At 63.2% G+C, this 22,521-nt stretch carries 20 protein-coding genes, 1 tRNA gene and 1 riboswitch; of the genes, 11 read left to right on the top strand and 10 right to left on the bottom strand.

Going from position 1 to position 22,521, the window contains the following annotated elements; translation table 11 throughout:
* Positions 1-35 precede the first annotated feature (35 nt).
* Positions 36-156: riboswitch (TPP riboswitch) on the bottom strand.
* Between the two features lie 84 nt (positions 157-240).
* The gene (locus ACIOJF_RS00360) at positions 241-483 is read left to right on the top strand and encodes a DUF4235 domain-containing protein (RefSeq protein WP_105657090.1); all 243 of its coding nucleotides are present in this window, start codon (positions 241-243) and stop codon (positions 481-483) included.
* Positions 484-539: 56 nt separating this feature from the next.
* Here the strand turns inward: ACIOJF_RS00360 and mnhG are convergent, their stop codons facing one another.
* From mnhG to ACIOJF_RS00330, 6 genes are read right to left on the bottom strand one after another with little or no spacing between them, the layout of a single operon-like run.
* A complete protein-coding gene (gene mnhG, locus ACIOJF_RS00355; RefSeq protein ID WP_105657013.1) occupies positions 540-944 on the bottom strand; it encodes a monovalent cation/H(+) antiporter subunit G in 405 nt (134 codons plus the stop codon).
* Positions 944-1,210: a monovalent cation/H+ antiporter complex subunit F gene (locus ACIOJF_RS00350; protein WP_105657014.1), complete on the bottom strand. Its 267-nt coding sequence runs from the start codon at positions 1,208-1,210 to the stop codon at positions 944-946. Before ACIOJF_RS00350 ends, mnhG begins: the two co-directional genes overlap by 1 nt.
* 1 nt (position 1,211) lies before the next feature.
* On the bottom strand, positions 1,212-1,841 hold the full coding sequence (locus ACIOJF_RS00345) for a Na+/H+ antiporter subunit E (protein ID WP_105657015.1): 630 nt from the start codon (positions 1,839-1,841) through the stop codon (positions 1,212-1,214).
* 8 nt (positions 1,842-1,849) lie between these two features.
* On the bottom strand, positions 1,850-3,451 hold the full coding sequence (locus ACIOJF_RS00340) for a Na+/H+ antiporter subunit D (protein WP_105657016.1): 1,602 nt from the start codon (positions 3,449-3,451) through the stop codon (positions 1,850-1,852).
* Positions 3,448-3,897, bottom strand: coding sequence for a Na(+)/H(+) antiporter subunit C (locus ACIOJF_RS00335; protein ID WP_105657017.1), 450 nt, complete (start codon positions 3,895-3,897; stop codon positions 3,448-3,450). The genes ACIOJF_RS00340 and ACIOJF_RS00335 overlap by 4 nt, the downstream gene beginning before the upstream one ends.
* On the bottom strand, positions 3,894-6,863 hold the full coding sequence (locus ACIOJF_RS00330; protein ID WP_105657018.1) for a Na+/H+ antiporter subunit A: 2,970 nt from the start codon (positions 6,861-6,863) through the stop codon (positions 3,894-3,896). The genes ACIOJF_RS00335 and ACIOJF_RS00330 overlap by 4 nt, the downstream gene beginning before the upstream one ends.
* 226 nt (positions 6,864-7,089) lie before the next feature.
* On the opposite strand from ACIOJF_RS00330, the gene ACIOJF_RS00325 reads away from it, so the two are divergent.
* Positions 7,090-8,412 carry an MFS transporter gene (locus ACIOJF_RS00325; RefSeq protein ID WP_105657019.1) on the top strand — a complete coding sequence of 441 codons (1,323 nt, stop codon included), beginning with the start codon at positions 7,090-7,092 and terminating at the stop codon, positions 8,410-8,412.
* Between the two features lie 80 nt (positions 8,413-8,492).
* On the opposite strand, the gene dcd is transcribed toward ACIOJF_RS00325, so the two are convergent.
* Positions 8,493-9,074 (bottom strand): dCTP deaminase, encoded by a 582-nt coding sequence (gene dcd, locus ACIOJF_RS00320; protein ID WP_013349886.1) that lies wholly within the window; start codon positions 9,072-9,074, stop codon positions 8,493-8,495.
* Positions 9,075-9,263: 189 nt separating this feature from the next.
* On the opposite strand from dcd, the gene ACIOJF_RS00315 reads away from it, so the two are divergent.
* Positions 9,264-10,124 carry a M15 family metallopeptidase gene (locus ACIOJF_RS00315; protein WP_181148811.1) on the top strand — a complete coding sequence of 287 codons (861 nt, stop codon included), beginning with the start codon at positions 9,264-9,266 and terminating at the stop codon, positions 10,122-10,124.
* 425 nt (positions 10,125-10,549) lie between these two features.
* Here the strand turns inward: ACIOJF_RS00315 and ACIOJF_RS00310 are convergent, their stop codons facing one another.
* Positions 10,550-12,256 (bottom strand): fumarate hydratase, encoded by a 1,707-nt coding sequence (locus ACIOJF_RS00310; RefSeq protein ID WP_105662528.1) that lies wholly within the window; start codon positions 12,254-12,256, stop codon positions 10,550-10,552.
* Positions 12,257-12,367: 111 nt separating this feature from the next.
* Between ACIOJF_RS00310 and ACIOJF_RS00305 the strand changes: the two genes are divergently transcribed.
* The 8 genes from ACIOJF_RS00305 to ACIOJF_RS00270 all read left to right on the top strand — a co-directional run bounded on the left by ACIOJF_RS00305 (position 12,368) and on the right by ACIOJF_RS00270 (position 19,079).
* A complete protein-coding gene (locus ACIOJF_RS00305) occupies positions 12,368-12,853 on the top strand; it encodes an SseB family protein (protein WP_105662527.1) in 486 nt (161 codons plus the stop codon).
* Positions 12,854-12,958: 105 nt separating this feature from the next.
* A tRNA-Gly gene (locus ACIOJF_RS00300) sits at positions 12,959-13,029 on the top strand.
* 69 nt (positions 13,030-13,098) lie between these two features.
* Positions 13,099-14,028 carry an AEC family transporter gene (locus ACIOJF_RS00295; protein ID WP_105657023.1) on the top strand — a complete coding sequence of 310 codons (930 nt, stop codon included), beginning with the start codon at positions 13,099-13,101 and terminating at the stop codon, positions 14,026-14,028.
* Between the two features lie 87 nt (positions 14,029-14,115).
* On the top strand, positions 14,116-14,943 hold the full coding sequence (locus tag ACIOJF_RS00290) for an amino acid ABC transporter substrate-binding protein (protein WP_105657024.1): 828 nt from the start codon (positions 14,116-14,118) through the stop codon (positions 14,941-14,943).
* A 73-nt stretch (positions 14,944-15,016) separates the two neighbouring features.
* Positions 15,017-15,682 (top strand): amino acid ABC transporter permease, encoded by a 666-nt coding sequence (locus tag ACIOJF_RS00285; protein WP_105657025.1) that lies wholly within the window; start codon positions 15,017-15,019, stop codon positions 15,680-15,682.
* Entirely contained in the window at positions 15,669-16,436 is a 768-nt protein-coding gene (locus ACIOJF_RS00280) for an amino acid ABC transporter ATP-binding protein (RefSeq protein ID WP_105657026.1), read from the top strand. Before ACIOJF_RS00285 ends, ACIOJF_RS00280 begins: the two co-directional genes overlap by 14 nt.
* 18 nt (positions 16,437-16,454) lie before the next feature.
* Positions 16,455-17,990 (top strand): helicase HerA-like domain-containing protein, encoded by a 1,536-nt coding sequence (locus ACIOJF_RS00275; protein ID WP_105657027.1) that lies wholly within the window; start codon positions 16,455-16,457, stop codon positions 17,988-17,990.
* A 66-nt stretch (positions 17,991-18,056) separates the two neighbouring features.
* Complete coding sequence (locus ACIOJF_RS00270) at positions 18,057-19,079, top strand: hypothetical protein (RefSeq protein WP_105657028.1); 1,023 nt, start codon at positions 18,057-18,059, stop codon at positions 19,077-19,079.
* On the opposite strand, the gene ACIOJF_RS00265 is transcribed toward ACIOJF_RS00270, so the two are convergent.
* Both ACIOJF_RS00265 and ACIOJF_RS00260 read right to left on the bottom strand, forming a co-directional pair.
* Complete coding sequence (locus ACIOJF_RS00265) at positions 19,076-20,314, bottom strand: MFS transporter (RefSeq protein ID WP_105657029.1); 1,239 nt, start codon at positions 20,312-20,314, stop codon at positions 19,076-19,078. The two genes, ACIOJF_RS00270 and ACIOJF_RS00265, sit on opposite strands and share 4 nt — an antisense overlap.
* A gap of 181 nt (positions 20,315-20,495) precedes the next feature.
* Positions 20,496-22,403, bottom strand: a complete 1,908-nt coding sequence (locus tag ACIOJF_RS00260; RefSeq protein WP_105657030.1) for an NHL domain-containing thioredoxin family protein — start codon at positions 22,401-22,403, stop codon at positions 20,496-20,498.
* Between the last annotated feature and the right edge of the window lie 118 nt (positions 22,404-22,521).

The following is a 22,521-nucleotide window of genomic DNA, read 5'->3' as shown; positions in this document are numbered from 1 at the left end:
TGGACGGAATGAGGGCATACTGCCGCGCCTATCCGCATCCGAGATGCTCGACTTCCTTCGCCGGTACTAGCCGGGGCAGGTTCGAGGGTCTGCGATCTATCGCACTCTCAGCGTCTTGCGACTTTTTAAAAGTCTGACGCTCCCCTGTCGGAATAATTACTGCTCCCCCACCATACCGCAGGTATGCTGGGCAGAGGAACGATATGTCAAGAGCTTGATCGCGAGGAAAAAATGGATAAAGTGCAGAAACTTGCCACTACCGGTATCACCGTTGGCGCTGGCATGCTCGGCGGCAAGCTGGTTGATTTCCTTTGGTTGAAGGCAACCGGCAGCAAAGCACCACGCAAGGGCACTGAGGAAGCAGCGGAAGCTTCTTTCCGCCGTGCCTTAGGCTTCGCAGTCGTTTCGGCCCTGGTCGCAGCAATCCTGCAGACGGTGGCTGACCGCAGCGCCAACAAGGTTGTTGCCAAGTTCACCAAGTAAGCTTCGGCGTTGAGCCAAAAGCGGGAGCCGCCCAGAGGGGCGGCTCCCGCTTTTTCTCAATCTTGTTCGTCTGGCGATCCGGTCTTGGAAACCGGGGTGGTTCCGGTCGGCGGTGTTCCGTTGACCTTGTTGACCACGTGGCTCAGCTCATCGGAGAACAGGGTTTCCTTGGCAGCGTGCTTGGTCCGGTAGCCGGAACGGCCAATCATGTGGGCCGAAACCGGTGCGGTCAATAGCTGCATTCCCCAGGCCAGCACGAGTACCGGGACCACAGCCCAGCTGCGCAGGTAAATGGCCAGTCCAGCGAAAATCAGCAGGAAGCCGAGTACCTGCGGTTTGGTCGCTGCATGCATGCGGGTGAGCATGTCCGGGAAGGTCAGCAAGCCGATACCTGCGATCAATGACATCAGGCAGCCAAGGATCAGCAGGACGGCAACGAGGACATCGAGGAAGATTTCCATTAGGCGTTCCTCTGATCCGAAACGAAGCGCGAGACGGTCACCGAACCGATGAACCCGAGCATGCAGGCGGCCACGACGAACAGCAAGTAGTCGGTGTGCTTGTGCAGCACCATTTCCAGGCACAGCGCGGCGGAGATGATCAGCAGCATCACGTCCAGGGCCAGCACCCGGTCAAGGATTGACGGCCCCTTGGCAACACGGACCAGGCAGGCGACAGCACCGAGCCCGAGCATGATGCCGCAGATCCAAATGACGATATCCAGCATGTTACCCCTTCCTCGCATCAAAGTTCGGTCCGCATTCGCTCTTGATCGCTTCGTACTCGTCTCGGCTGCCAATAGCCATGATCAGCCGGCGTTCGATGTCCCGGATGCCGGCACGCGCCTTCTCCACGTCCGCAGGCGACTCGATGTCGATGTAGTGCAGGTACAGCGTCGACGAGCTGCGGTCCACGTCGATCACGAAGGAGCCCGGGATCAGCGTGAGCACGTGTCCCACAGTCATCACGATCAGGTCCGAGTCGGTGCGCAGCGGGACCGCAATGACCGCGCTGCGGGTGCGCTTCCCGCGGACCAGCGCCAGCCAGGCCACATGGACGCTGGCCGCGAAGACCTGTCCGAGGAACCAGATGAACAGCTTCAGGCAGTACCAGGCATTGATCCGGCCCGAAAGGACCACCGGCGGCAGCGGGAACAGGTTCACGATCAGCAGCGCGATGATCACGCCGAAGACCATGTTCCCCAGGGAGAAGTCCTGCCAGAGAGCACCCCAGACAAAGAGCAGCAGCAGAAGCAGCGGCCATTCCTGCTTGAGTGTCGCGCGGTGGCGCACACCGGAGGTATCCAGCGCATCGTCAATGCGCTGGTCACGCGGTTCAAAGTTCTTGTTCGGCATCATCCCTCCAATCAGAATGGCAAGATCGAGCTGATATACGGTTCGCGGGCGATCAGTTCCGCAGCCACCCGCTCGCAGAATTCGAAGATCGGCCCGGCAAAGACGGTCAGGGCGATGCCCGCAAGCACCAGCGAACCGGTGGCGTAGCGCATGCCCCACGGCAAGGAGTCGGCTTCCAGCTGCTTGGCCAGTTTCAACCCCAAGCGGGGGTTCTGCGCGCCGCCGGCCAACGTCTCGTCGGCGACCTGCGTCGCTTCGGCCACCAGATCCTGGTTGGGCACCTCGGCATCAGCAGCACGGCGCCAGAACACACGGGCCCACACGCGGATGATCGCCATCAAGGTCAGCAGGCTGGTCAGCAATCCGGCGCCGATCACGACCCAGGTCAGCGGATCGGCATCCTGCGCGGCCGCATGCAATAGCCCGAATTTGCCCAGGAATCCGGAGAACGGCGGGATGCCGCCCAGATTGATGGCCGGGATGAAGAAGAGCAGGGCCAATGCCGGGGAGAGCTTGGCCAGCGAGCCGAGCCGGGTGACATTCGAGCTACCGGCACGGCGTTCGATCAGTCCCGCCACCATGAACAGCGAAGTCTGCACGATGATGTGGTGGCCCACGTAGTAGATGGTCGCGGCGATGGCCAGCGGCCCGCCCACGGCCACGCCGAAGATAAGGTAGCCGATGTGGCTGGTGAGCGTGAAGGAAAGCATGCGCTTGAAGTCCGTCTGCGCCAGCGCACCGAGGATACCGATGACCATGGTCAGCGCGGCCACCACCAGCAGTCCGGCGTTGACCGAGCCGCCCGGGAAGAGCAGGGTTTCGGTGCGGACGATCGCGTAGACGCCCACCTTGGTCAGCAACCCGGCGAACACGGCGGTCACCGGGGCCGGTGCGGTCGGGTAGGAGTCCGGCAGCCACAGGGACAGCGGGAAGACCGCGGCCTTGATGCCGAAAGCGATCAGCAACAGCACATGCAAGATCAGCTGCGGGCCCTGGCCCAGCTCGGGCAGCTTCACCGCAAGGTCAGCCATGTTCACCGTGCCGGTGGCCGCATAGGTCATCGCGATGGCCATCAGGAAGATCACCGAGGAAACCACGGAAACCACCACATAGGTGGTACCGGCGCGGATGCGCTCGGCGGTACCGCCCAAGGTCAGCAGCACGTAGCTGGCGGTGAGCAGGATTTCGAATCCGACGTACAGGTTGAAAAGGTCAGCGGCCAGGAAGGCGTTGGACACTCCGGCTAGCAGGATCAGGTACGCCGGGTGGAATATCGACACCGGTCCGGGCTCGTCCCCGTCGGCCAGGCCCTGGCTGGTGGCGAAGAGCAGCACAGCCAGCGAGACGACGGTGGAGACCAGCAGCATGAAGGCGCTGAACCCGTCGACCATCAGGGCGATGCCGAAGGGCGACTCCCAGCCGCCAATATGGATGGCATAGCTTTCCCCGCCCCATACGGCGGCGAGCATTCCCGCTTCGAGCACCAGGGTCAGGCACAGGATGCCGATGGTGATCAGGCGCTGCAGGCGGACCTGGCGGCGGGCCAGGAAGGCTGCCCCGGCGCCGAAGATCGGCAGCACCACGGCCAAAGGGGCTAGATCCAGGAAATTCACTCTTCCCCCTCGCGCACTGGGCGTCCTTCTTCATCGACGAATTCGGTCGTATCCTCGGCCACTGGCGAGTCTTCTTCCTCGTCGTAGGCGGTCTTCTGGGACACCTTGATATCTTCGGTGTCATCGGTGAGCTCATCAGCGCTGGTCAGGGTCCAGGACCGGTAGATCATCGCCAGCAGGAAGGCGGTCACCGCGAAGGTGATCACAATGGCGGTGAGGATCAGGGCCTGCGGCAGCGGGTCCGAGTACGAGTCGGCCGCCGCATCCGGCTTGAACAACGGCGCCGCGCCCTTGCGCCCGCCGCTGGTGAGGATCAGCAGGTTGATGCCGTTGCCCAACAGCATGATGCCCAGCAGCACCCGGGTCAGGGTGCGTTCGAGCACCAGGTAGAAGCCGGCCGCCAGCAGCACGCCGGTGACTACGAGGAAAGTGATGTTCACGCTCATCGGCCAACTCCAGTCCGGGAGGCCTGGATCTCGTCGTGGCGCTCCACCGGGCTGCGGCCCTCGGAGAGCGAATCAATCTCACTGCCCAAAGAACGCAGCACGTCCTGCACGAGGCCAAGGACCACCAGATACACTCCAATGTCGAAAATCGTTGAGGAAACGAACTTGTGCTCGCCGAAGAACCAGAATTCCAGGGCATAGGTGGTGAAGATGCCATCACCCAGCAGCAGCGGCACGATGCCCGCCAATCCGGCCAGCGCTATGCCGCCGCCGATCAGCATGCCCGGAGCGATGCGCATCGACTCGGAAAGTTCCACGCGGCCGCCGGCCAGGTAGCGGATGGTCAGCGCCAAGCCGGCGATCAGCCCGCCAGCGAAGCCGCCGCCCGGGGTATTGTGCCCGGTCAGCAGCGTGTACACCGACATGATCAGCACCGTGTGGAAAATCAGCCGGGTGACCACTTCAAAGATGATCGAGCGGCGCTCGGCGACCAGGGTGCTGCCAGCCATCAACCAGTCCTGGTTGGAGCTGGAGGCAAAGCGGCGGGCAATGCGCAGCTCGGTTTCCTTGGAGTCCTTGCTGCCCATGGCTTCGGAACCCGCGTCGATGCTGCCCGGTGCCACCTGGTGGGCCCGCACCCGGTTGCCGAAGCTGCGCCCGGCGAAGATCAGCGAAGCCACACCGGTGGCAGCCGCTGCCAGCACGGTGATCTCGCCGAAGGTATCCCACACGCGCAGGTCCACCAGGGCCACGTTGACGATGTTCTTGCCGTAGCCCTCGTAATAGGCCAGATCCGGCCAAGCCAGGGAAATGCGGGCCTCGTTGCGGGCGGCCATCATCGCGATGGCAATGTAGACGACCATCACGGCCAAGGCGATCGACAGGATGGCCCGGCCCCACTTGATCCGGGTCAGGCCCACCCACAGTCGCTTGGGCAGGGCGCGCAAGGCGAGCACGAAGGAAACCAGCACGATGGTTTCCACCAGCAGCTGGGTCAGCGCCAGGTCCGGGGCACCTTGCAGGGCGAAGATCGCGACCATGCCGTAGCCGGTCACCGAAACCATCAGCACCGCCATGAAACGCTTCGGCGCGGTAATGGAGACCACCGCACCGGCGATGATCACCGCACCGATCAGCAGCTGGGCCGGGTGGTCGGCGATGATCCAGTTCGTTGGCCACGGCGTGTAGACGGTCAGCGCGATGGCCAGCGGAATCACCAGCACCACGACCAGGATGACGCCCAGGTAGAAGGAGAGCGAACCACGCTGGGTGCGACCGGTGATCCAGATGGCCACCTTGTCCAGCACGTTCACCGACATGCGGTAGATTTCCTCGGCCGAGGTGACCATGCGGCGCAGCGGTGCGCCGGTGTCGGTTCGGTGACGCAGCCAGAAGAAGCACAGGCCCAGGCCCACCGAAATGGCGCTCAGCCCCAGTGCCGCGTTGAAGCCGGCAAATGGCAGCAGGTGCATTTTGCCCGGTCCGCCCTGCGCGGCCGACCAGTGGATGGCCAGCGGCTCCACCAGCTGCGGGTACAGGCCCAGGAACAGCGTCGCCGCCGAAAGAACCAGCAAGGGCGCCAGGAAGATCAGTGTCGGGGCCTTGCACTGCAATGCAGGCAACTTCTTTTTCTTCACGCCGAAAGCCCCGAAGAAGAAGCGCAGCGAGTAGGCCATGGTCAGCGCCGCACCCATCAGGATGCCGACGAGCGCGGCCATCCCCCAGCCGGTTTCCAGGTGCAGGGCCGATTCGTAGACCGCTTCCTTGGCAACGAAGCCGAACAGCAGCGGCACGCCGGCCATGGACGCCGCGGCGATGCCGGTGGTCGTGGCCAGGATCGGCATGGCACGGCGCAAGCCGCTGAGCTTGCGGATATCGCGGGTACCGGTGTTGTGGTCGATGATGCCCACGCTCAGGAACAGCGTCGCCTTGAACAGGCCGTGGGCCAGCGTCATGGCCAGTGCGGCAAAAGCCGCTTCGGGGGTGCCGAAGCCGAAGACCGCGATGATGAAGCCCAGCTGGGAGACGGTGCCGAAGGCCAGGATCAGCTTCAGGTCGTATTGCTTGAGCGCCCGGTAGCCGCCGATGAGCATGGTGAGAATACCGATGCCTACGGTCATGGGGACCCACAGGGTGGTCTCGGCGAAGCCCGGGGCCAGTCGGGCGATCAGGTAGACGCCGGCCTTGACCATGGCTGCCGCGTGCAGGTACGCGGACACCGGAGTCGGAGCGGCCATCGCGCCGGGCAGCCAGAAGTGGAAAGGCACCAGAGCCGATTTGGAGATCGCCCCGACAATAATCAGCGCCACCGCAACATCGGTGAAGGCCCCCAAGGCCACCAGTTCATCGGCCGATGCCATGATCTCCGAGAGCTGGTAGCTGCCGGCCGCCGCGCCGAGCATCAAGATGCCGGCGAGCATCACCAGTCCGCCAAGGGTCGTGATGATCAGGGCGTTCATGGCTGAACGGCGCGCGGTGATCAGGGCCTGGCTGAAACCGATGAGCAGGTAGGAAAGCACGCTGGTGATTTCCCAGAAGATGAACATGATGATGATGTCATCGGCCGTGACCAAGCCGGTCATGGCTCCGGCGAAAGCGACCATCTTCGCCGCGAAGCTGCCGATCTGCGGATCATCATTCTTGAAATAGCGGGCGCAATAGAACAGCACCAGCGCGCCCACGCCGAGGATCAGGAGCAAGATTGTCGCGGCCAAAGAATCCATGCGGAAATTCAGGGCGATATTCAGCCCGGGAATCCATTCCATTTGAACCGATGGCGGCGCATTTGGCGCACCATTGGCCAGGGAATTATCGGCAGAAAGCACCGCCGGCATGCGGGTCAGCAACCAGATGAATCCCACTGCGGGCACGGCCGCCACAACGTAAAAACCGTTTCGTTTCAAGGCCCGGAATATTAATGGGCATAAAACAGCGGTGGCAAACAGCGCAGTGAGAATTATTAGCACGCTTTTCCTCTGTCGGCTGGTGGTGGGCAGAGTATCCAGAGCACTTCGAAAAGCGCCTGCATCTGTAATTTTATCAGCCGTGGCCTGCCTGCAATCGCACGAATGTGCCCTTTAAGGAATATTCCCTGCATTTTCCGCGACCAGCTGATTTTCCAAGCTAGCCGCTATTCTCCAAAAGGTCGTTCCTATTCATCGCCTGATTACCTGTTGCAGGTACGATGCCAGCATGGGAATCAATCAGGTCGAACCGTCGGCGATTCGTGAAAAGTGGCTTAATAAGTACACCTGGGCGTGGGCCAGCTGGGATTGGGGACAAGCCGCGATCAACGCTGTCATGATCACTTTCGTGTTCACCGTCTATCTCACCAGCGAGCTATTCGGCGACACCGACCATGCGTCGCTGGTCCTCTCGCAGGCACTGGCCATCGGCGGACTGGCCATCGCCCTGCTGGTGCCCGTCACCGGGCTTCGCGCCGATGTTGCCGGGCGGCGCAAGCTGTGGATCGTGGTCAACACCCTGGTTCTCGTCGCCATCTGCGCGGCCTGCTTCTTCGTCTACCCCGACCCTTCCTACCTCTGGTTCGGCGCGATCCTCGTCGCGGCCATGTCGGTCTTCGGCGAATTCGCCGGCGTGAACTACAACGCGGTGCTGAACCAGATTTCCACCAAGGCAACGGTCGGCAAGGTCTCCGGTTTCGGCTGGGGCATGGGCTACGTCGGCGGAATCCTCGCCCTCGCCCTGGTGCTCTTCCTGTTCGTGCAGCCAATCGTGGACTGGCCAGGTGCCAGCACCGAAGAATCGTTGAACTTGCGCTGGGTGGCAGTGTTCTCTGCCGCTTGGTGCTTGCTCTTCGCGCTGCCGCTGTTCTTCGTCATCCCCGAAGCGCCACCGAGCACCTCGAAGAAAATCCCGCTGATGCTTACCTACAAGGTCCTGTTCAACAACATCAGGGAACTGTGGCGCAGCGACCGCAACCTGCTCTTCTTCCTCTGCTCCTCCGCCGTCTTCCGCGACGGGCTGGCCGCCATCTTCACCTTCGGCGGCGTCATTGCCGCGGGCACCTTCGGTTTCGAACTGACCGAAGTGATCATCTTCGCGATCGTCGGCAACGTCGTTGCGGCCCTTGGCGCGGTGCTTGGCGGCCGCATCGATGACGTGGCAGGCCCAAAGGCGGTCATTGTCGGTTCGCTGATCGGCCTGCTGGTTGCCGGCGCCGGAGTCTTCTTCTCCCCCGAAGCCGCGGGCTTCTGGATCTTCGGCCTGCTGCTGTGCTTGTTCGTCGGACCGGCACAGGCAGCTTCCCGCTCCTACCTCTCGCGCTTGATTCCCGAAGGACGCGAAGGAGAGCTCTTCGGGTTGTACGCGACCACCGGTCGCGCCGTGTCCTTCCTGGCACCGGCGTTGTTTGCCGGAGCCATCGCCATCGCTACCCCGCTGGTGGCATCCGGCCAAGCCCAGCGTTACGGCATCCTGGGCATCCTGGTGGTCTTGGCGCTCGGCCTGCTCCTGCTCCTGCCAATCCGGTCGCCCAAAAAGGTCACCGCGTAGCTTCCAGCCGCAAACGGCGCTGGCCCCCAACAAATGTTGGGGGCCAGCGCCGTTTGCGGGATCCTGAGCGGTACTGCCGCTTAGTTCTCGATGATGGTCCGGTGGAAGTTCAGGTGGCTGCGCGAAGCCGTGGGGCCACGCTGGCCCTGGTAGCGATTGCCGTAGGGTCCCGAACCATATGGATGCTCGGTGTCCGACGTCAGCTTGAAGAAGCACAGCTGGCCGATCTTCGATCCCGGCCACAGCTTAATGGGCAAGGTAGCCATGTTGGACAGTTCCAAGGTCACGTGGCCGGAGAACCCCGGATCGATGAACCCCGCGGTGGAGTGGGTCAGCAGGCCAAGGCGGCCCAAGGAGCTCTTGCCTTCCAGCCGCGCGGCCACGCCGTGGCCCAAGGTCACCACTTCGTAGGTCGAGCCGAGCACGAATTCGCCCGGGTGCAGGATGAATGGCTCATCGGGGTCGACCTCGACCAGGCGCGTCAGTTCATCTTGCTCCACCGAAGGATCGATGTGCGCATACTTGTGGTTATCGAAAAGCCGGAAGAACCGGTCAAGTCGAACATCCACGGATGCGGGCTGGACCATCTGCGGGTCAAAGGGCTCTAGCCCAATCTCACCGGACGCTATTTCTCGACGAATGTCACCATCTGAATACAACACGCGTATAAATTTATCCTGACTTTCCCCGGCAGCCGAACTATTAGGCCAATTATGTACAGTGAGTCGAGATCACTGGCCGCATCCTGTTCACCAGCTGGTCGCAGATTTCCCACCAATTACCCAGCGTTTCCAGCTATCGTTAAGGTGGGATTTCCCATCATCGCTCCGCAACTCAAGGGTTTATTCAACATGCGCCTAGCCTCCGCGCTGACTGGCACCGTACTCGCATCGGCATTGCTGCTCTCCGGCACCGCCGCACTCGCTGCGCCGGCCGAGGATCTGCCTGCTGTCCAGAGCTCGCAGCTGTCGAAGGCATCGAGCCCCTTGGCCTTGATCAACCCCACCACGAAGCTTTCGCCGGAGGACTACGTTCCCGGCAAGCTCGTTGGTGTTGCCGGCAGCTCGATGACCCTGCGTCCTGAGGCGGCAGAGGCCGTTGAAGCGTTCATTGCTGATGCGCGCGCTGCCGGCCATTCGATCAAGCTGCTGAGCGCATACCGTTCGTACCAGCGCCAGGCGGTCTTGTTCAACCAGTACCAAGCCAAGTACGGCACCGCTTATGCCGAACGGATTTCTGCGCGCCCCGGAACCAGCGAGCACCAGCTTGGTTTGGCGGCAGACCTGGGCTACACCGATAGCCGCGCCGAATTGAAAGCCGAATTCGGCCAGACCCCGGCTGGCCTGTGGATTGCCGAGCACGCGGCGGAATACGGCCTGATCATCCGCTACCCCCAGGGCAAGGAAGAGATCACCGGCTACAAGTACGAGCCGTGGCATGTGCGCTATGTCGGCGTCGAGCATGCCGAAGCGATGCTTGCTTCCGGAGCGGAAACTTTCGAAGAGTACCACCAGATGCTGGCTGCCTCGATAGCGGAGGCCGAGCAAAGCGAAGCAAAGGCAGCTATCGAGAAAGAACCCGCGAAAGCCAAAGACGAAGAGCCGCAGGAAAAATCCAAGAAGGCGGGCGAAGATGTGGTCGTGGACGAGGACTTGATGGTCCTGCGTTTCCTTCCGCCGTACCGCGACTGGGGCTTCGGCTTCACGCAGTAGTCCGGTCTGGAACAGGCCGCTGCCAGCTCCACTAGAACCGCCGGAACCACGAACATTGTTGCTGCGAGTCGCCATTTCGCGGCTCTGCCCGAATCCGCTGGGCGTTGGGCGGTGCCCGAATCAGGGTGCAGCGGGGCATCCAGTACTAGCGTCCAATATTAACTAGTGCCCGGGACGCGAAGCAGCAAGTTCACACGAAGTAGCCTCGTCAGCACCCTGCCCCTCTGCGCTTCGCGCAAGGGGCTTCCCTTTTGCGGGAGCATCCTGGAATCTGCCCTCCGCACCGCGAGCAATCCCGGGAACGGTTTTCCAGGTTGCGTGGCGCCAGGTGGCATGAAAATGCTCCCCAAAAGTTGCTGGCTTCTACAGTCCAAATTTTGGGGAGCAGTTCATGGCAGGTGGTTCCTGCCCAGAGCGCTGGAGAATTACTTCGCGCGCACCGGAATGCCGGTGAAGGTCGGCTTCAAGGTCTCGGCGAAGAAGTCCTCGCCCTTGTCATCGACAACGATGAAGGCCGGGAAGTCCTCGACCTCGATCTTCCAGATCGCTTCCATGCCCAGTTCCTCGTATTCGAGCACCTCGACCTTCTTGATGCAATCCTGGGCCAGGCGTGCCGCCGGGCCGCCGATGGAACCAAGGTAGAAGCCGCCGTGGGTGTTGCATGCGTCGGTGACCTGCTTGGAGCGGTTGCCCTTCGCCAGCATGACCATCGAGCCGCCGGCAGCCTGGAACTGGTCCACGTAGGAGTCCATGCGGCCTGCGGTGGTTGGGCCGAAGGAACCCGAAGGCATGCCTTCAGGGGTCTTGGCAGGACCTGCGTAGTAGACCGGGTGGTCCTTGAGGTACTGCGGCATTTCCTCGCCAGCATCCAGGCGTTCCTTGACCTTGGCGTGTGCGATATCGCGGGCCACAACCAATGGACCGGACAGCGACAAGCGGGTCTTGACCGGGAACTTGGTCAGCTCGGCCAGGATTTCGCTCATCGGCTTGTTCAGGTCGATCTTGACCACCGAAGAGCCACCGGTGCCGGTGACGCCATCGGTCTCGTCGTCGTGCGCGGCCAGGGCCGGGTGGTCCTCCGCCGGCATGAAGCGGGCTGGATCGGTTTCCAGCTGCTCGACGAACAGTCCCGCTTCGGTGACCTTGGCCAGCATCTGGCGGTCAGCCGAGCAGGATACTGCGATGGCCACCGGCAGCGAGGCGCCGTGGCGAGGCAGGCGCACCACGCGCACATCGTGGCAGAAGTACTTGCCGCCGAACTGCGCGCCAATGCCGAAGTGGCGGGTCAGCTCAAGGACCTTGTCTTCCAGCTCGGTGTCGCGGAAGCCGCGGCCGGTCATCGCGCCTTCGGTCGGCAGCGAATCCAGGTACTTGGCCGAACCGTACTTCGCGGTCTTCAACGCCATCTCGGCCGAGGTGCCGCCGATGACGATGGACAGGTGGTACGGAGGGCACGCGGCGGTGCCCAGCGAACGCAGCTTCTCATCGAGGAACTTCAGCATCGAGTTCTCGTTGAGGATCGCCTTGGTCTCCTGGTACAGGAAGGACTTGTTGGCCGATCCGCCGCCCTTGGCCATGAACAGGAACTTGTAGCTGGTGTCAGCGCCGTCCTTGGTGTTCGCGTAGAGGTCGATCTGCGCCGGGAGGTTGTTGCCGGTGGCCTTCTCTTCCCAGGTGGTGATCGGAGCCAGCTGCGAGTAGCGCAGGTTCAGGCGGGTGTAGGCATTGTAGATGCCGCGCGAGAGCGAGATCTCGTCCTGCTCTTCGGTCAGCACGCGCTGGCCGCGCTTGCCCATGACGATCGCGGTACCGGTGTCCTGGCACATCGGCAGGATGCCGCCGGCGGCGATGTTGGCGTTCTTCAGCAGGTCCAGGGCGACGAACTTGTCGTTCGGGCTGGCATCCTCGTCGTCGAGGATATTGCGCAGCTGCTGCAGGTGGGCCGGGCGAAGGTAGTGCGAGATGTCGTGCAGCGCGGTCTCGGCCAGCTGCTCCAGTGCCTGCGGCGCGACCTTCAGGAAGTTCTTTCCATCCGGGCCGGCGACAACTTCGACACCTTCGGAGGAAATCTTGCGGTACGGGGTGGTATCTTCGCCAATTGGCAGAAGATCCTCGTAACGGAATTCAGGCATGCTCAGTCCTTGATTCAATCGTGTGTGCTCATCTGCCATTTTAGGCCTTTACCCCGAATTAACCGCATTCGGCGTTTGCACCTGGGGGTTTATCGCGACATGCTGTAGTACATGAGCAACGAGAACACCTCCGCCGCCGCTGAAGGCCAAGAACCAGACCAGGTCCCGGATGCGATCATCGAAACGCCAATGGACAAGCAGCGGGCACAGCCCAAGACGCATTTCGAAATGATGCTGCAGGCCGGGCTCAACAAACCTGAGCTGTCCGGCTCGGTCATCGGCGCTTTCATGAGCGCCGAGGTGTATTTCCTCTCCCGTGAAGAGGTCACCGGCGAGAACAAGAATGCCCAGCCGATGATGCTGACCAACCCTTCCGGCGAGGCCGTGGTAGCGGTCTTCACCACCTTGGAGCGCATCCCCTCCTCGTACATCGACATGGCGCCCTACGGCGTGAAGGTCCAGGGCGCCACCGTGGTGCGCGCATTGGAGAACACCGGCTTCGTGGTGAACCCCGGCGACGAGCTCAGCTTCGAGGTCCCGGCCGATGGGGTGGCGATCCTGCGCGAGCAGCTGCTCAACGAGAAGCCCTCCGAATAGGCATTGCGTAACTTTGGCCACGATTTTCCGTGCCGTTTTCCGGTGCGCGGGATTCGTGGGATATGCTTTTGATGCCCGGGCCGTCAATAGGCCGCTCGGTGCACTGCGGGCGTAGCTCAATGGTAGAGCGCTAGCTTCCCAAGCTCGATACGCGGGTTCGATTCCCGTCGCCCGCTCAAGCGAACGCCGGGGCACCAATGGTGCTCCGGCGTTGTTGGTCTGCTGATAGCCAGCGAAGGAGCACGATGACCGGAGTCCTCGAAGGCTTCTCCATCATTTGGGTTGTCATTCTCGTCGGCTACTTGGTGGGCCGCACCGGGGTGCTGGGCGAGCAAGGCCGCCATGTGCTCAGCCGGGTCACCTTCTTCGTGGCCAGCCCCGCCCTGCTGTTCACCACCTTGGCCGAGTCCGATCCGGTTTCCGTGCTCGGGCCGCTGCTCTGGGTTGCCGCCCTGTCCGCGGCGCTGACCGCGGTGCTCTACTACCTGGCGACGGCCCGGATGCTCAAGCGCCCGGCCTCGGAAAGCATCATCGCGGCAATGTCCGCCTCCACGGTGAACTCCGCCAACTTGGGCCTGCCCATCGCGTTGTACGTGCTCAGCGACATGTCCTACGCGGCCCCGATCATCCTCTTCCAGCTGGCCCTCTACCAGCCGATAAATCTGGCGATGCTGGATGCCACCACCTCGCGGCACCGCACCACCCCGATCGCTTTGCTGCTGGCCACCGCGAAGAACCCGATGATCATCGGGTCGCTGCTCGGCTTGGCCGTCGCGCTGACCGGCATCGAATTGCCCTCCATCGTGCTCGAACCGATCGACCTGATCGCCGGCGCCTCGATCCCCGCCATGCTCATGGCTTTCGGCATCTCCTTGGTGGGTTCCAAGCCGCTGGAAAAGAAGTCGGGCCGCCGCGCCGATGTGCTGATCGCCGCCGGGGCCAAGCTGCTGCTCCACCCGTTCCTGGCCTGGGCACTGGCCTACTGGGTATTCAATCTGCGTGGCGAGCTGCTGGTGGCGTCGGTCATCATGGCCGGCCTGCCAACTGCGCAGAACATTTTCGTGACGGCCATGCGCTATGACCACGGGGTGGTAATCGCGAAGGACACGGTCCTGGTCACCACCATCTGCGCGATCCCGTTGATGATGCTGCTGGCGATCGTCCTCGGAATTTAGCGTAACTTCCACCTGCAGGAATAAGCGATCATCACTAGAGTGTTCAGTAGGACAACAGCTTTTATCCACTCCCCTAGCGAGGTCACCATGAAGCGCACCGCACCACTGCTGGCTACTGCCGCAATTATCGCCCTGTCACTGAGCGCCTGCGGCTCGGCAGGCCCATCGACCTCCGCAAGCGAATCCGGTGGCGCCAAGTCCTCGGCGGACACCGGAGCCACCTTGAAGAAGGTCCAGGATTCGGGCGTGCTGACCGTGGGCACCGAAGGCACCTACCGCCCGTTCTCCTACCACGAGGGCAACGAGCTGACCGGCTACGACGTCGAGGTCATCGAAGCCGTCGGCGAGAAGATGGGCGTCGAGGTCAAGTTCCAGGAAACCCAGTGGGACGCGATCTTCGCCGGACTGGATGCCGGGCGTTTTGATGCCATCGCCAACCAGGTCTCGATCAACCCGGAACGCGAAGAGAAGTACCTGTTCACCGAGCCTTACACCGTCTCCACCGGCGTGGTGGTGACCAAGAGCGATAACAGCGAGATCACCTCCTTCGAGACGTTGGAGGGCAAGACCACCGCGCAGTCGCTGACCAGCAACTTCTACGAGACCGCCAAGGCCGCCGGCGCGAACGTCGAGCCGGTGGAAGGCTGGGCCCAGTCGATCACCCTGCTCAAGCAGGGCCGTGTCGATGCCACCGTGAACGACAAGCTGACGTTCCTGGATGCGCAGAAGACCAACCCGGATGACAGCATCAAGATCGCTGCCGAATCCGAGGAGAAGAGCGAATCCGCTGTAGCCCTGCGCAAGGATTCCACTGAACTGGCCCAGGCCATTGACACCGCGCTCGAGGAGCTGCGCGCCGAGGGGGAACTGGCAAAGATCTCCGAGAAGTACTTCGGCGAAGACGTCAGCAAGTAGCAAACACTATAAGTAGACTGGCTCCACACGTAAGAACGCGTGGAGCCAGTCTCATTTGCGCAAAAGGTAGCCCATGGATTCGAAATGGCAGTTATTCCTCGACTCGCTCGGGCCGTTAGCCCTCGGGGCGATCACGGCAACCATTCCGCTGGCCCTGATCAGCATGGCCTTGGGCCTGGTCATCGCCTTGCTGATGGCGCTGATGCGGATCAGCAAGAACCGGGTCATCTCCTCGATTGCCCGGATCTACATCTCCATCATTCGCGGCACGCCGCTGCTGGTGCAGCTGTTCGTCATCTTCTACGGCATGCCTTCGGTGGGCCTGACCATCGACCCGTGGCCTAGTGCCATCATCGCCTTCAGCCTGAACATCGGCGGTTACGCCGCTGAAATCATTCGTGCCGCGATCCTCTCGGTCCCCCAGGGCCAATGGGAAGCCGGCTACACCCTGGGCATGTCGCGCACGCGCACCCTGTACCGGCTGATCTTGCCGCAGGCCACCCGGGTGGCTGTGCCGCCGCTGTCGAACTCCTTCATTTCCCTGGTCAAGGACACCTCGCTGGCCTCCACCATCCTGGTCACCGAAATGTTCCGCAAGGCCCAGGAAATCACGGCCTCCACCTACGAGTTCCTGCTGCTCTATTGCGAGGCCGCAGCCATCTACTGGGTCATCTGCCTGGTACTTTCGGCCCTGCAAAACTCTGTTGAAGGAAGGCTTGAAAAGTATGTCGCCAAGTAATTCCGCCCTGCTCTCCGTCACCGCCCTGCATAAGGCCTTCGGCGAGAACCAGGTGCTCGAAGGCATCGACTTCACCGTGCATTCCGGTGAAGTAGTTGCACTGATTGGCCCGTCGGGCTCTGGCAAGACCACCGCCCTGCGTTGCCTGAACGGCCTGGAAATCGCCGATGCCGGCACCGTCGGATTCGCCGGCGGGCCGGAAGTTTCCTTCAGCGCCGGGATGAAACCCAAGGCCGCACAGATCCTGCGCAAGCGTTCGGCGATGGTGTTCCAGGGACATCACCTGTTCCCCCATCTGACGGTGCTGCAGAACGTGAGCATCGGGCCGATCGAGGTGCAAAAGCGTCCCAAGGACCAGGTCCTGGCGCAGGCGAAGAAGCTGCTGGCCCGCGTGGGCCTTGAAGCCAAGGCCGACGCCTACCCGAACTCCCTGTCCGGCGGCCAGCAGCAGCGCGTGGGCATTGTCCGCGCGCTGATGCAGCAGCCGGATCTGCTGCTCTTCGACGAACCCACCAGCGCACTGGATCCGGAGCTGGTCGGCGAGGTGCTCACGGTCATCAAGGAATTGGCCCAGGAGGGCTGGTCCATGGTGCTGGTGACCCACGAGCTGGCCTTCGCCCGGGATGTGGCCGACACCGTGGTGTTCATGGATGGCGGGGTGGTCGTGGAGACCGGTCCGGCGGCCAAGGTGCTCGGCACGCCTGCCAACCCCCGCACCCAAACTTTCGTCCAGCGTCTGTTGCACCCGTTCTAAAAGCAATAAAGTGAAGCCATGACCCAGGAAACGAATACTTTGCTGACCAGCCTCGTTGAAGGCTACAACTTCGAATCCGATTGCTTGGAGCTCGGGGCTGCACTGATCGGCGGCAAGGCCGAGCCAACCGCGCAGGTCCGCCTGCCGTTGAAAATGCTCAACCGCCACGGCCTGATCGCTGGTGCCACCGGCACCGGCAAGACCGTCACCTTGCAGACCATGGCAGAACAGCTCTCTGTGGCCGGGGTTCCGGTTTTCCTCGCCGATGTCAAAGGCGATCTGAGCGGCCTGGCGCAGCCTGCCGAACCGTCGGAGAAGCTCAGTGCCCGACTGGCCGAGCTCGGCCACGAATTCGTTGCGCGCACCAACCCGGTCGAGTTCCTCAGCCTGGGTGGCAATGGGCAGGGCGTCCCGGTACGCGCCAGCGTGGACGCCTTCGGCCCGATTTTGCTGGCCCGTGTCCTGGAACTGAACGAAACCCAGGAAGAATGCCTGCAGCTGATCTTCCATTACGCCGATTCCAATAAGCTGCCGCTGGATGACCTCAGCGACCTGAAAGCTGTCATCAGCTTCCTGCTCAGCGACGACGGCGCCCCGGCGCTGGCCGCCCTGGGCGGCGTCTCCTCATCCACCGCATCGGTGATCCTGCGCGGCATCACGATCATGCAGACCCAGGGACTGGACCAGTTCTTCGGGCAGCCGGAGTTCGATACCGCGGACTTCTTGCAGGTGCGCGACGGCGCGGGCGTCATCAACATCCTGGAACTGCCCTCGGTCAGCTCCCAGCCAATGCTTTTCTCCACGTTCCTCATGTGGCTCCTGGCCGACATGTTCGAGGACCTGCCAGAAGCCGGGGACCTGGAGAAGCCCAAGCTGGTGTTCTTCCTCGACGAGGCCCACCTGCTCTTCAAGGATGCGACCAAGGCGTTCACCGATGCGATCATCAACACCGTGCGCCTGATACGCTCCAAGGGCGTGGGCCTGTTCTTCATCACCCAGTCCCCGACCGACCTCCCCGATGAGGTGCTCGGCCAGCTGGGTAACCGCATCCAGCATGCGGTGCGCGTGTTCACCGCCAAGGACCAGAGCGCGCTCAAGCAGATCATCAAGACCTTCCCAACCGGTGAGCTGGACCTGCAGGAAGCACTGACCCAGGCCGGTGTCGGCGAGGCTGTGGTCACCGTGCTGGGCGAGAAAGGTGCACCGACCCCGGTAGCGTGGACCAAGATGTCCTCGCCGGGGTCCAACATCGGCCCGGCCTCACCTGAGGTGATGGCCCAGGTCCGTGGCACTTCGACGCTGGCTGCGCAGTACAGCGCCGCAGTGGATCGTGATTCTGCCCGCGAAATGCTCGAGGCCAAAACCCGGGCCGCGGCGCCGGAGCCAGCGACTGCTCCCGAGCCGGCGAAGGAGCCACGACGGGAAAGCGCCCCACGCCAGAGCCAACCGCGCCAAGAAGAGAACCCGATGATGGACATGGCCATGGGCGCCGCCAAGGTGCTTGGCCGCGAGCTGATCCGCGGCTTCTTCGGCAACCGCAAGCGCCGCCGTTAGTAATACCTGGCTCTTCCAGCACGCCGTTTTCGGTCTGGGCCCGGAAACCAGATAGCCTAGCTACTGATGAACACTCGTAATTCCACGCCGATCTCCGCTGCCCGCCTGGCTCTTCGCTGGGCATTGGCTGCAGCGGCTGTCGTCTTTCTGGTCATTGCCGGAACGATCGCCGCCAACCGTACGCTCTTCTCCCCCCAGCACCAGGTGCAGGCACTGCAGCAGCATCTGGCCAGGGGCGAAGGCGCCGAAGCCCTGGGCCTGATGCAGGCCCAGGTCCCGCAGGGCGATGCTGTTGCCCTGGATGGGGACGTGCTCAAGCGCACCCAGGCCGGAATTACGGATTTCTCCACCGACAAGGCCCAGGCGGTAGAGGGCGATGAGCAGTTGCGCACCGTCACCGCGCATTACAAGGCCCACGGCGTGGACAAGGAATCGACCTACACGCTGCGCCATGCCGGCAAATCCTGGCTGCTGTTCGACAAGTGGGCCTTCGAGCCAAGCACGCTGCCCAGCGTGAAGATCAAGGCCAACACCGTCAACGAGGTCACGGTCAACGAGCAGAAGATCCCGTTATCGGCTGGCGTGAGCACCCTTCCGGTGTTCTACCCCTCGATCCTCGACGCGAGCTTCAGCACCAAGAACTTTGCGGCCGACACCCGCGGGATGGTGGTCACCAAGCCTGCCAAGGAGCCGGTGGAGATCGCGCTGAAGACCGAGCCGACCAAGGAATTCATCGCTGCCATCAATGCCAAGGTGAAGAACTACCTCAACGAGTGCGCCAGCGAGCAGGTGCTGATGCCTGCCGGATGCCCGTTCGCCTACAGCACCTCGGCGCGCGTGGACCCGGCAACCATCGACTGGTCCATCGCGAAGTACCCCACCATTGAAGTGAACTACTACAACGGCGCCTGGGTGCTGTCCCCGCTGAAGGCCACCGCCACCTTGACCCTGACCGAGCAGGATCTGCGCACCGGCGCCAAGGCCAAGAAGACCGTCAAGGATGACTACTCCTTCACCGCGCAGCTGACCACCAGCACCACCGAAGTTTCCGTGGTTCCGGTGGCCGGCGGCGAACAGGTGGCCGGCTAGCGTCCGAGCAGTTCGCGGAACTGGCTGCGCAGCGGCACCGCGTTGGTCTTGAACTTCTGCCAGACCACCAGCGCTGCCAAGCTGGCGGCCAGCGACAACCCGGCGCCAATGGTCACGGCGATCTGGATCCCGAACAGTTCAGCGAACCAGCCGATCAGCGGCGAGCCGATGGGCGTACCGCCCATCACCACCATCAGGTACAGCGCCAGCACGCGCGCCCGGTACTCCGGGGGCACCGAGGTCTGCACCATGGTGTTGCAGCTGTTCAAGAAGGTCAGCGACCCCAGTCCCACCGGGATCAGCACCAGCGCGAATGCGATGTAGTTGGGCATCCACGCACTGGCAATCCCGGCGATGCCGAAGAACACGCCGCCGCCGATCAGGAAGCGCCAGCGCGGAGCCGAACGCCGGGCGGCGAACAGCGCCCCGCCAAAGGTGCCCACGGCCATGATCGAGCCCAGGATGCCGTACTCCCCTGCTCCTACCCCGTAGACCTCGGTGGCCATCAGCGCGTTGGTCATCTGGAAGTTCAGCCCGAAGGTGCCGATCACGCCGGCCAGGAAGAAGATCAGCACCAGATCCTTGCGGTTCTTCACGTAGGCCAAGCCCTCGCGCACCTGCCCCTTGGCGCGCGCGACCGGTTTGGAAGGGTTCAGTGCGTCCTTGCGCATGAACGCCAGCGAGAAAATCACCGCGAGGAATGAGGCGCCGTTGAGCAGGAACGCCGGTCCGGTGCCCACCAGCGCGATGACCGCACCGGCCACGCCGGGCCCGGCCAGCCGGGCCAGGTTGAAGTTGGCGCTGTTCAACGCCACCGCGTTGGCCAGGTGGGTGCCGGGAACCACCTCGGAGACGAACGCCTGGCGTGCCGGGGCGTCGAAGGAGGCGCCGATGCCCAGCATCGTGGCCAGCACGTAGACATGCCACAGCTGCGCCGTGCCGGTAACCACCAGCAGGCCCAGGACCAGGGCGCAGACTCCCATGAAGCTCTGCGTGAGGATCAGCAACCGGCGCTTGTCGAAGCGGTCGGCGATCAGTCCGGCATAGGGGCCCAGCAGCAGCACGGGCAGGAACTGCAGGCCGGTGGTGATGCCGGTGGCCACTGCATCATGGTCGGTGAGCTCAGTGAGCACCAGCCAGTCCTGGGCCACGCGCTGCATCCAGGTTCCGATATTGGAGACCAGCGCACCGATCACCCACAACCGGTAATTTGGTACTTCCAGTGCACGGAACATTTTCGACGCCATAGCTACCGCCAGATCCCTCCGGCTCCTCCCGCCCTCCAGTCTAGCCACCCGGGCAGGAAAATGCTGAGGTTTCCTCAGATTCTTGCTGTGGCGCTGCCCCGGCGTTCGCCGCCGGGCACGCAAAAGGCGCACCATCGCTGGTGCGCCTGATGCATGCTTCGGGCCGGGGCTAGTTCACGCCACGCAGGTCAAGGAGCAGTTCATTCTCGCCCTCTGCGTCCAGCACCACCGGGATGCCCCAGTCCTGCTGGTACAGGTGGCAGGCCGCGTGATCGGGAATCTCGCCGCCCGGTTCGCCATCGCAGGCCGCCGCGCGGGCGGTAATGTGCAGCACGCCCTCGGCCACCTCCGGATTCAGTTCCAGGGTGCGGGACAGGCCCACCGAGGTGCCGGCGCCGTCGAGGATCAGTTCCTCCGGGCTGGCCGAGATCTTCAGCTGGGTCGGATCGCCCCAGCGGTCATCGAGCTTCTGCCCCTTGGGTGCGGCGAAGCGGACCAGGATCCCGTGCTTGCCGGCCTGCACCCGGGTCTTGGGGCGCTGGGTCTGGCTGGCGCCCTGGTCGACCACCAGTGCTTCGGCAGGGATCGGGATGCGCACCAGCTGGTGGGAGTTGGTCTCCACGACCAGCAGCACCGGATCGCCGTCCACGGTGGTGTCCACCAGCACGTCGGCCGGTTCCTTCAGGCCCTTGGCCAGGGTGGAGACAGTCTTGGTGGCCGGATCGAAGCGGCGCACCGCGCCATTGTAGGAGTCGGCGATGGCAATCGAGTGGTCCGGCAGCACGGCCACGCCCAGCGGGTGCTGCAGGCGCGCCTGCTGCGCATCGCCATCGCGGAAGCCGAAGTCGAACAGGCCGGTGCCCACCGCGGTGTTCACGCTCTTGGCCTTGCCTTCTTCAACCTCGATCCAGCGCAGGGCGCTGGTTTCCGAGTCGGCGATCCACACGTTTTCGCCATCCAGTGCCAGGCCCGAGGACTGGGCGAACCAGGCCTCATCCGGCGCGCCATCGGTTAGGCCTTCCAGCCCGGTGCCGGCGAAGACCGACACGGCGCCGGTGCGCGGATCGAAGGCGAAGATCTGGTGGGTTCCGGCCATCGCGACGATGACCTGCCCCGATGGGTGGTAGAGCACATCCCATGGGGACGAGAGCGAAATATTCAGCGCATCGGTGCCCAGCTCGGTAGGCTGGACTTCTTGGCGGGCGTTCTCCGAATCCAGCAGGCGCTGCACGCCGTTGCCGGCCAGGGTGCCCACGGCGCCGGTGGCCAGGTTCACCGAGCGCAGGCGGTGGTTGACGGTGTCGGCGACGATCACGTCGTAGCCGACTTCGGCGGCCAGTTCCGCCGGCAAGGCGGCCAGCCCCTGCAGTTCGTTGAACTGCGCGGTGGCAGCGTCCCCGTCGGCATAGCCCTTGACCCCGGCGCCGATGGTGCGCACCACGGTGGACAGGTCGCCGGCCAGTTCGACCAGGCGGTGGTGGCCCGAATCGCCCACCAGGAAGTTGCCGTTGGCTAGGGCGATCGCCTTGCCCGGGAAGCGCAGGTCGCCCTCGCGGGCTGCCGGTGCCACGTACGGACCGTTGCCGCGGTGCAGCGTGCCCTTGGCTTCGTGCTCGGCTACCAGTTCCTCGACCAGCGAGCCCAGGCCCTGGGCGTGGCCCTCGCCGGACAGATGCGCGACGATGTAGCCTTCGGGATCCAATACCACCAGGGTAGGCCAGGCGCGGGCACCGTAGGCCTGCCAGGTGACCAATTCCGGGTCGTCGAGCACCGGGTGGTGGATTTCGTAGCGCTCCACGGCGGCGGCCAGCGCATCCGGATCCGCTTCGTGCTCGAACTTCGGGGAGTGCACGCCGACGGTGACCAGCACGTCCTTGTACTGCTCCTCTAGCGGGCGCAGCTCGTCGAGCACGTGCAGGCAGTTGATGCAGCAGAAGGTCCAGAAGTCCAGGAGCACGATCTTGCCGCGCAATGCGTCCAGATCCAGTTGCTTGCCGCCGGTATTCAGCCAGTTGCGGCCCAGCAGTTCGCTGGCGCGCACCTTGTAATTGGCGCGGACGGATTCGGAAGTGCTCATGGTGATCCTTTCGCTGTCGCCGCGGCTGCGGCAATTCGAACCTCAATTATCTGCCACCGCGGCCCGCTGGGGCTAACGGTGTTAAGCAACATTGAGAAAAGTGTGAAACTCGCTCACG

The organism is Glutamicibacter sp. NPDC087831, from assembly GCF_044742845.1.
Lineage (GTDB): Bacteria > Actinomycetota > Actinomycetes > Actinomycetales > Micrococcaceae > Glutamicibacter.
Note: the sequence above shows the minus strand (reverse complement) of the source record. Positions and strands in the feature narration are given on the sequence as shown.

Bases quoted from the DNA above. Each gene is read 5' to 3' on its own strand.
- mnhG (WP_105657013.1), bottom strand. From the start codon at position 944: ATGGAAATCTTCCTCGATGTCCTCGTTGCCGTCCTGCTGATCCTTGGC.
- ACIOJF_RS00350 (WP_105657014.1), bottom strand. From the start codon at position 1,210: ATGCTGGATATCGTCATTTGGATCTGCGGCATCATGCTCGGGCTCGGT.
- ACIOJF_RS00345 (WP_105657015.1), bottom strand. From the start codon at position 1,841: ATGATGCCGAACAAGAACTTTGAACCGCGTGACCAGCGCATTGACGAT.
- ACIOJF_RS00335 (WP_105657017.1), bottom strand. From the start codon at position 3,897: ATGAGCGTGAACATCACTTTCCTCGTAGTCACCGGCGTGCTGCTGGCG.
- ACIOJF_RS00325 (WP_105657019.1), top strand. From the start codon at position 7,090: ATGGGAATCAATCAGGTCGAACCGTCGGCGATTCGTGAAAAGTGGCTT.
- ACIOJF_RS00315 (WP_181148811.1), top strand. From the start codon at position 9,264: ATGCGCCTAGCCTCCGCGCTGACTGGCACCGTACTCGCATCGGCATTG.
- ACIOJF_RS00310 (WP_105662528.1), bottom strand. From the start codon at position 12,256: ATGCCTGAATTCCGTTACGAGGATCTTCTGCCAATTGGCGAAGATACC.
- ACIOJF_RS00305 (WP_105662527.1), top strand. From the start codon at position 12,368: ATGAGCAACGAGAACACCTCCGCCGCCGCTGAAGGCCAAGAACCAGAC.
- ACIOJF_RS00295 (WP_105657023.1), top strand. From the start codon at position 13,099: ATGACCGGAGTCCTCGAAGGCTTCTCCATCATTTGGGTTGTCATTCTC.
- ACIOJF_RS00290 (WP_105657024.1), top strand. From the start codon at position 14,116: ATGAAGCGCACCGCACCACTGCTGGCTACTGCCGCAATTATCGCCCTG.
- ACIOJF_RS00285 (WP_105657025.1), top strand. From the start codon at position 15,017: ATGGATTCGAAATGGCAGTTATTCCTCGACTCGCTCGGGCCGTTAGCC.
- ACIOJF_RS00280 (WP_105657026.1), top strand. From the start codon at position 15,669: ATGTCGCCAAGTAATTCCGCCCTGCTCTCCGTCACCGCCCTGCATAAG.
- ACIOJF_RS00275 (WP_105657027.1), top strand. From the start codon at position 16,455: ATGACCCAGGAAACGAATACTTTGCTGACCAGCCTCGTTGAAGGCTAC.
- ACIOJF_RS00270 (WP_105657028.1), top strand. From the start codon at position 18,057: ATGAACACTCGTAATTCCACGCCGATCTCCGCTGCCCGCCTGGCTCTT.
- ACIOJF_RS00265 (WP_105657029.1), bottom strand. From the start codon at position 20,314: ATGTTCCGTGCACTGGAAGTACCAAATTACCGGTTGTGGGTGATCGGT.
- ACIOJF_RS00260 (WP_105657030.1), bottom strand. From the start codon at position 22,403: ATGAGCACTTCCGAATCCGTCCGCGCCAATTACAAGGTGCGCGCCAGC.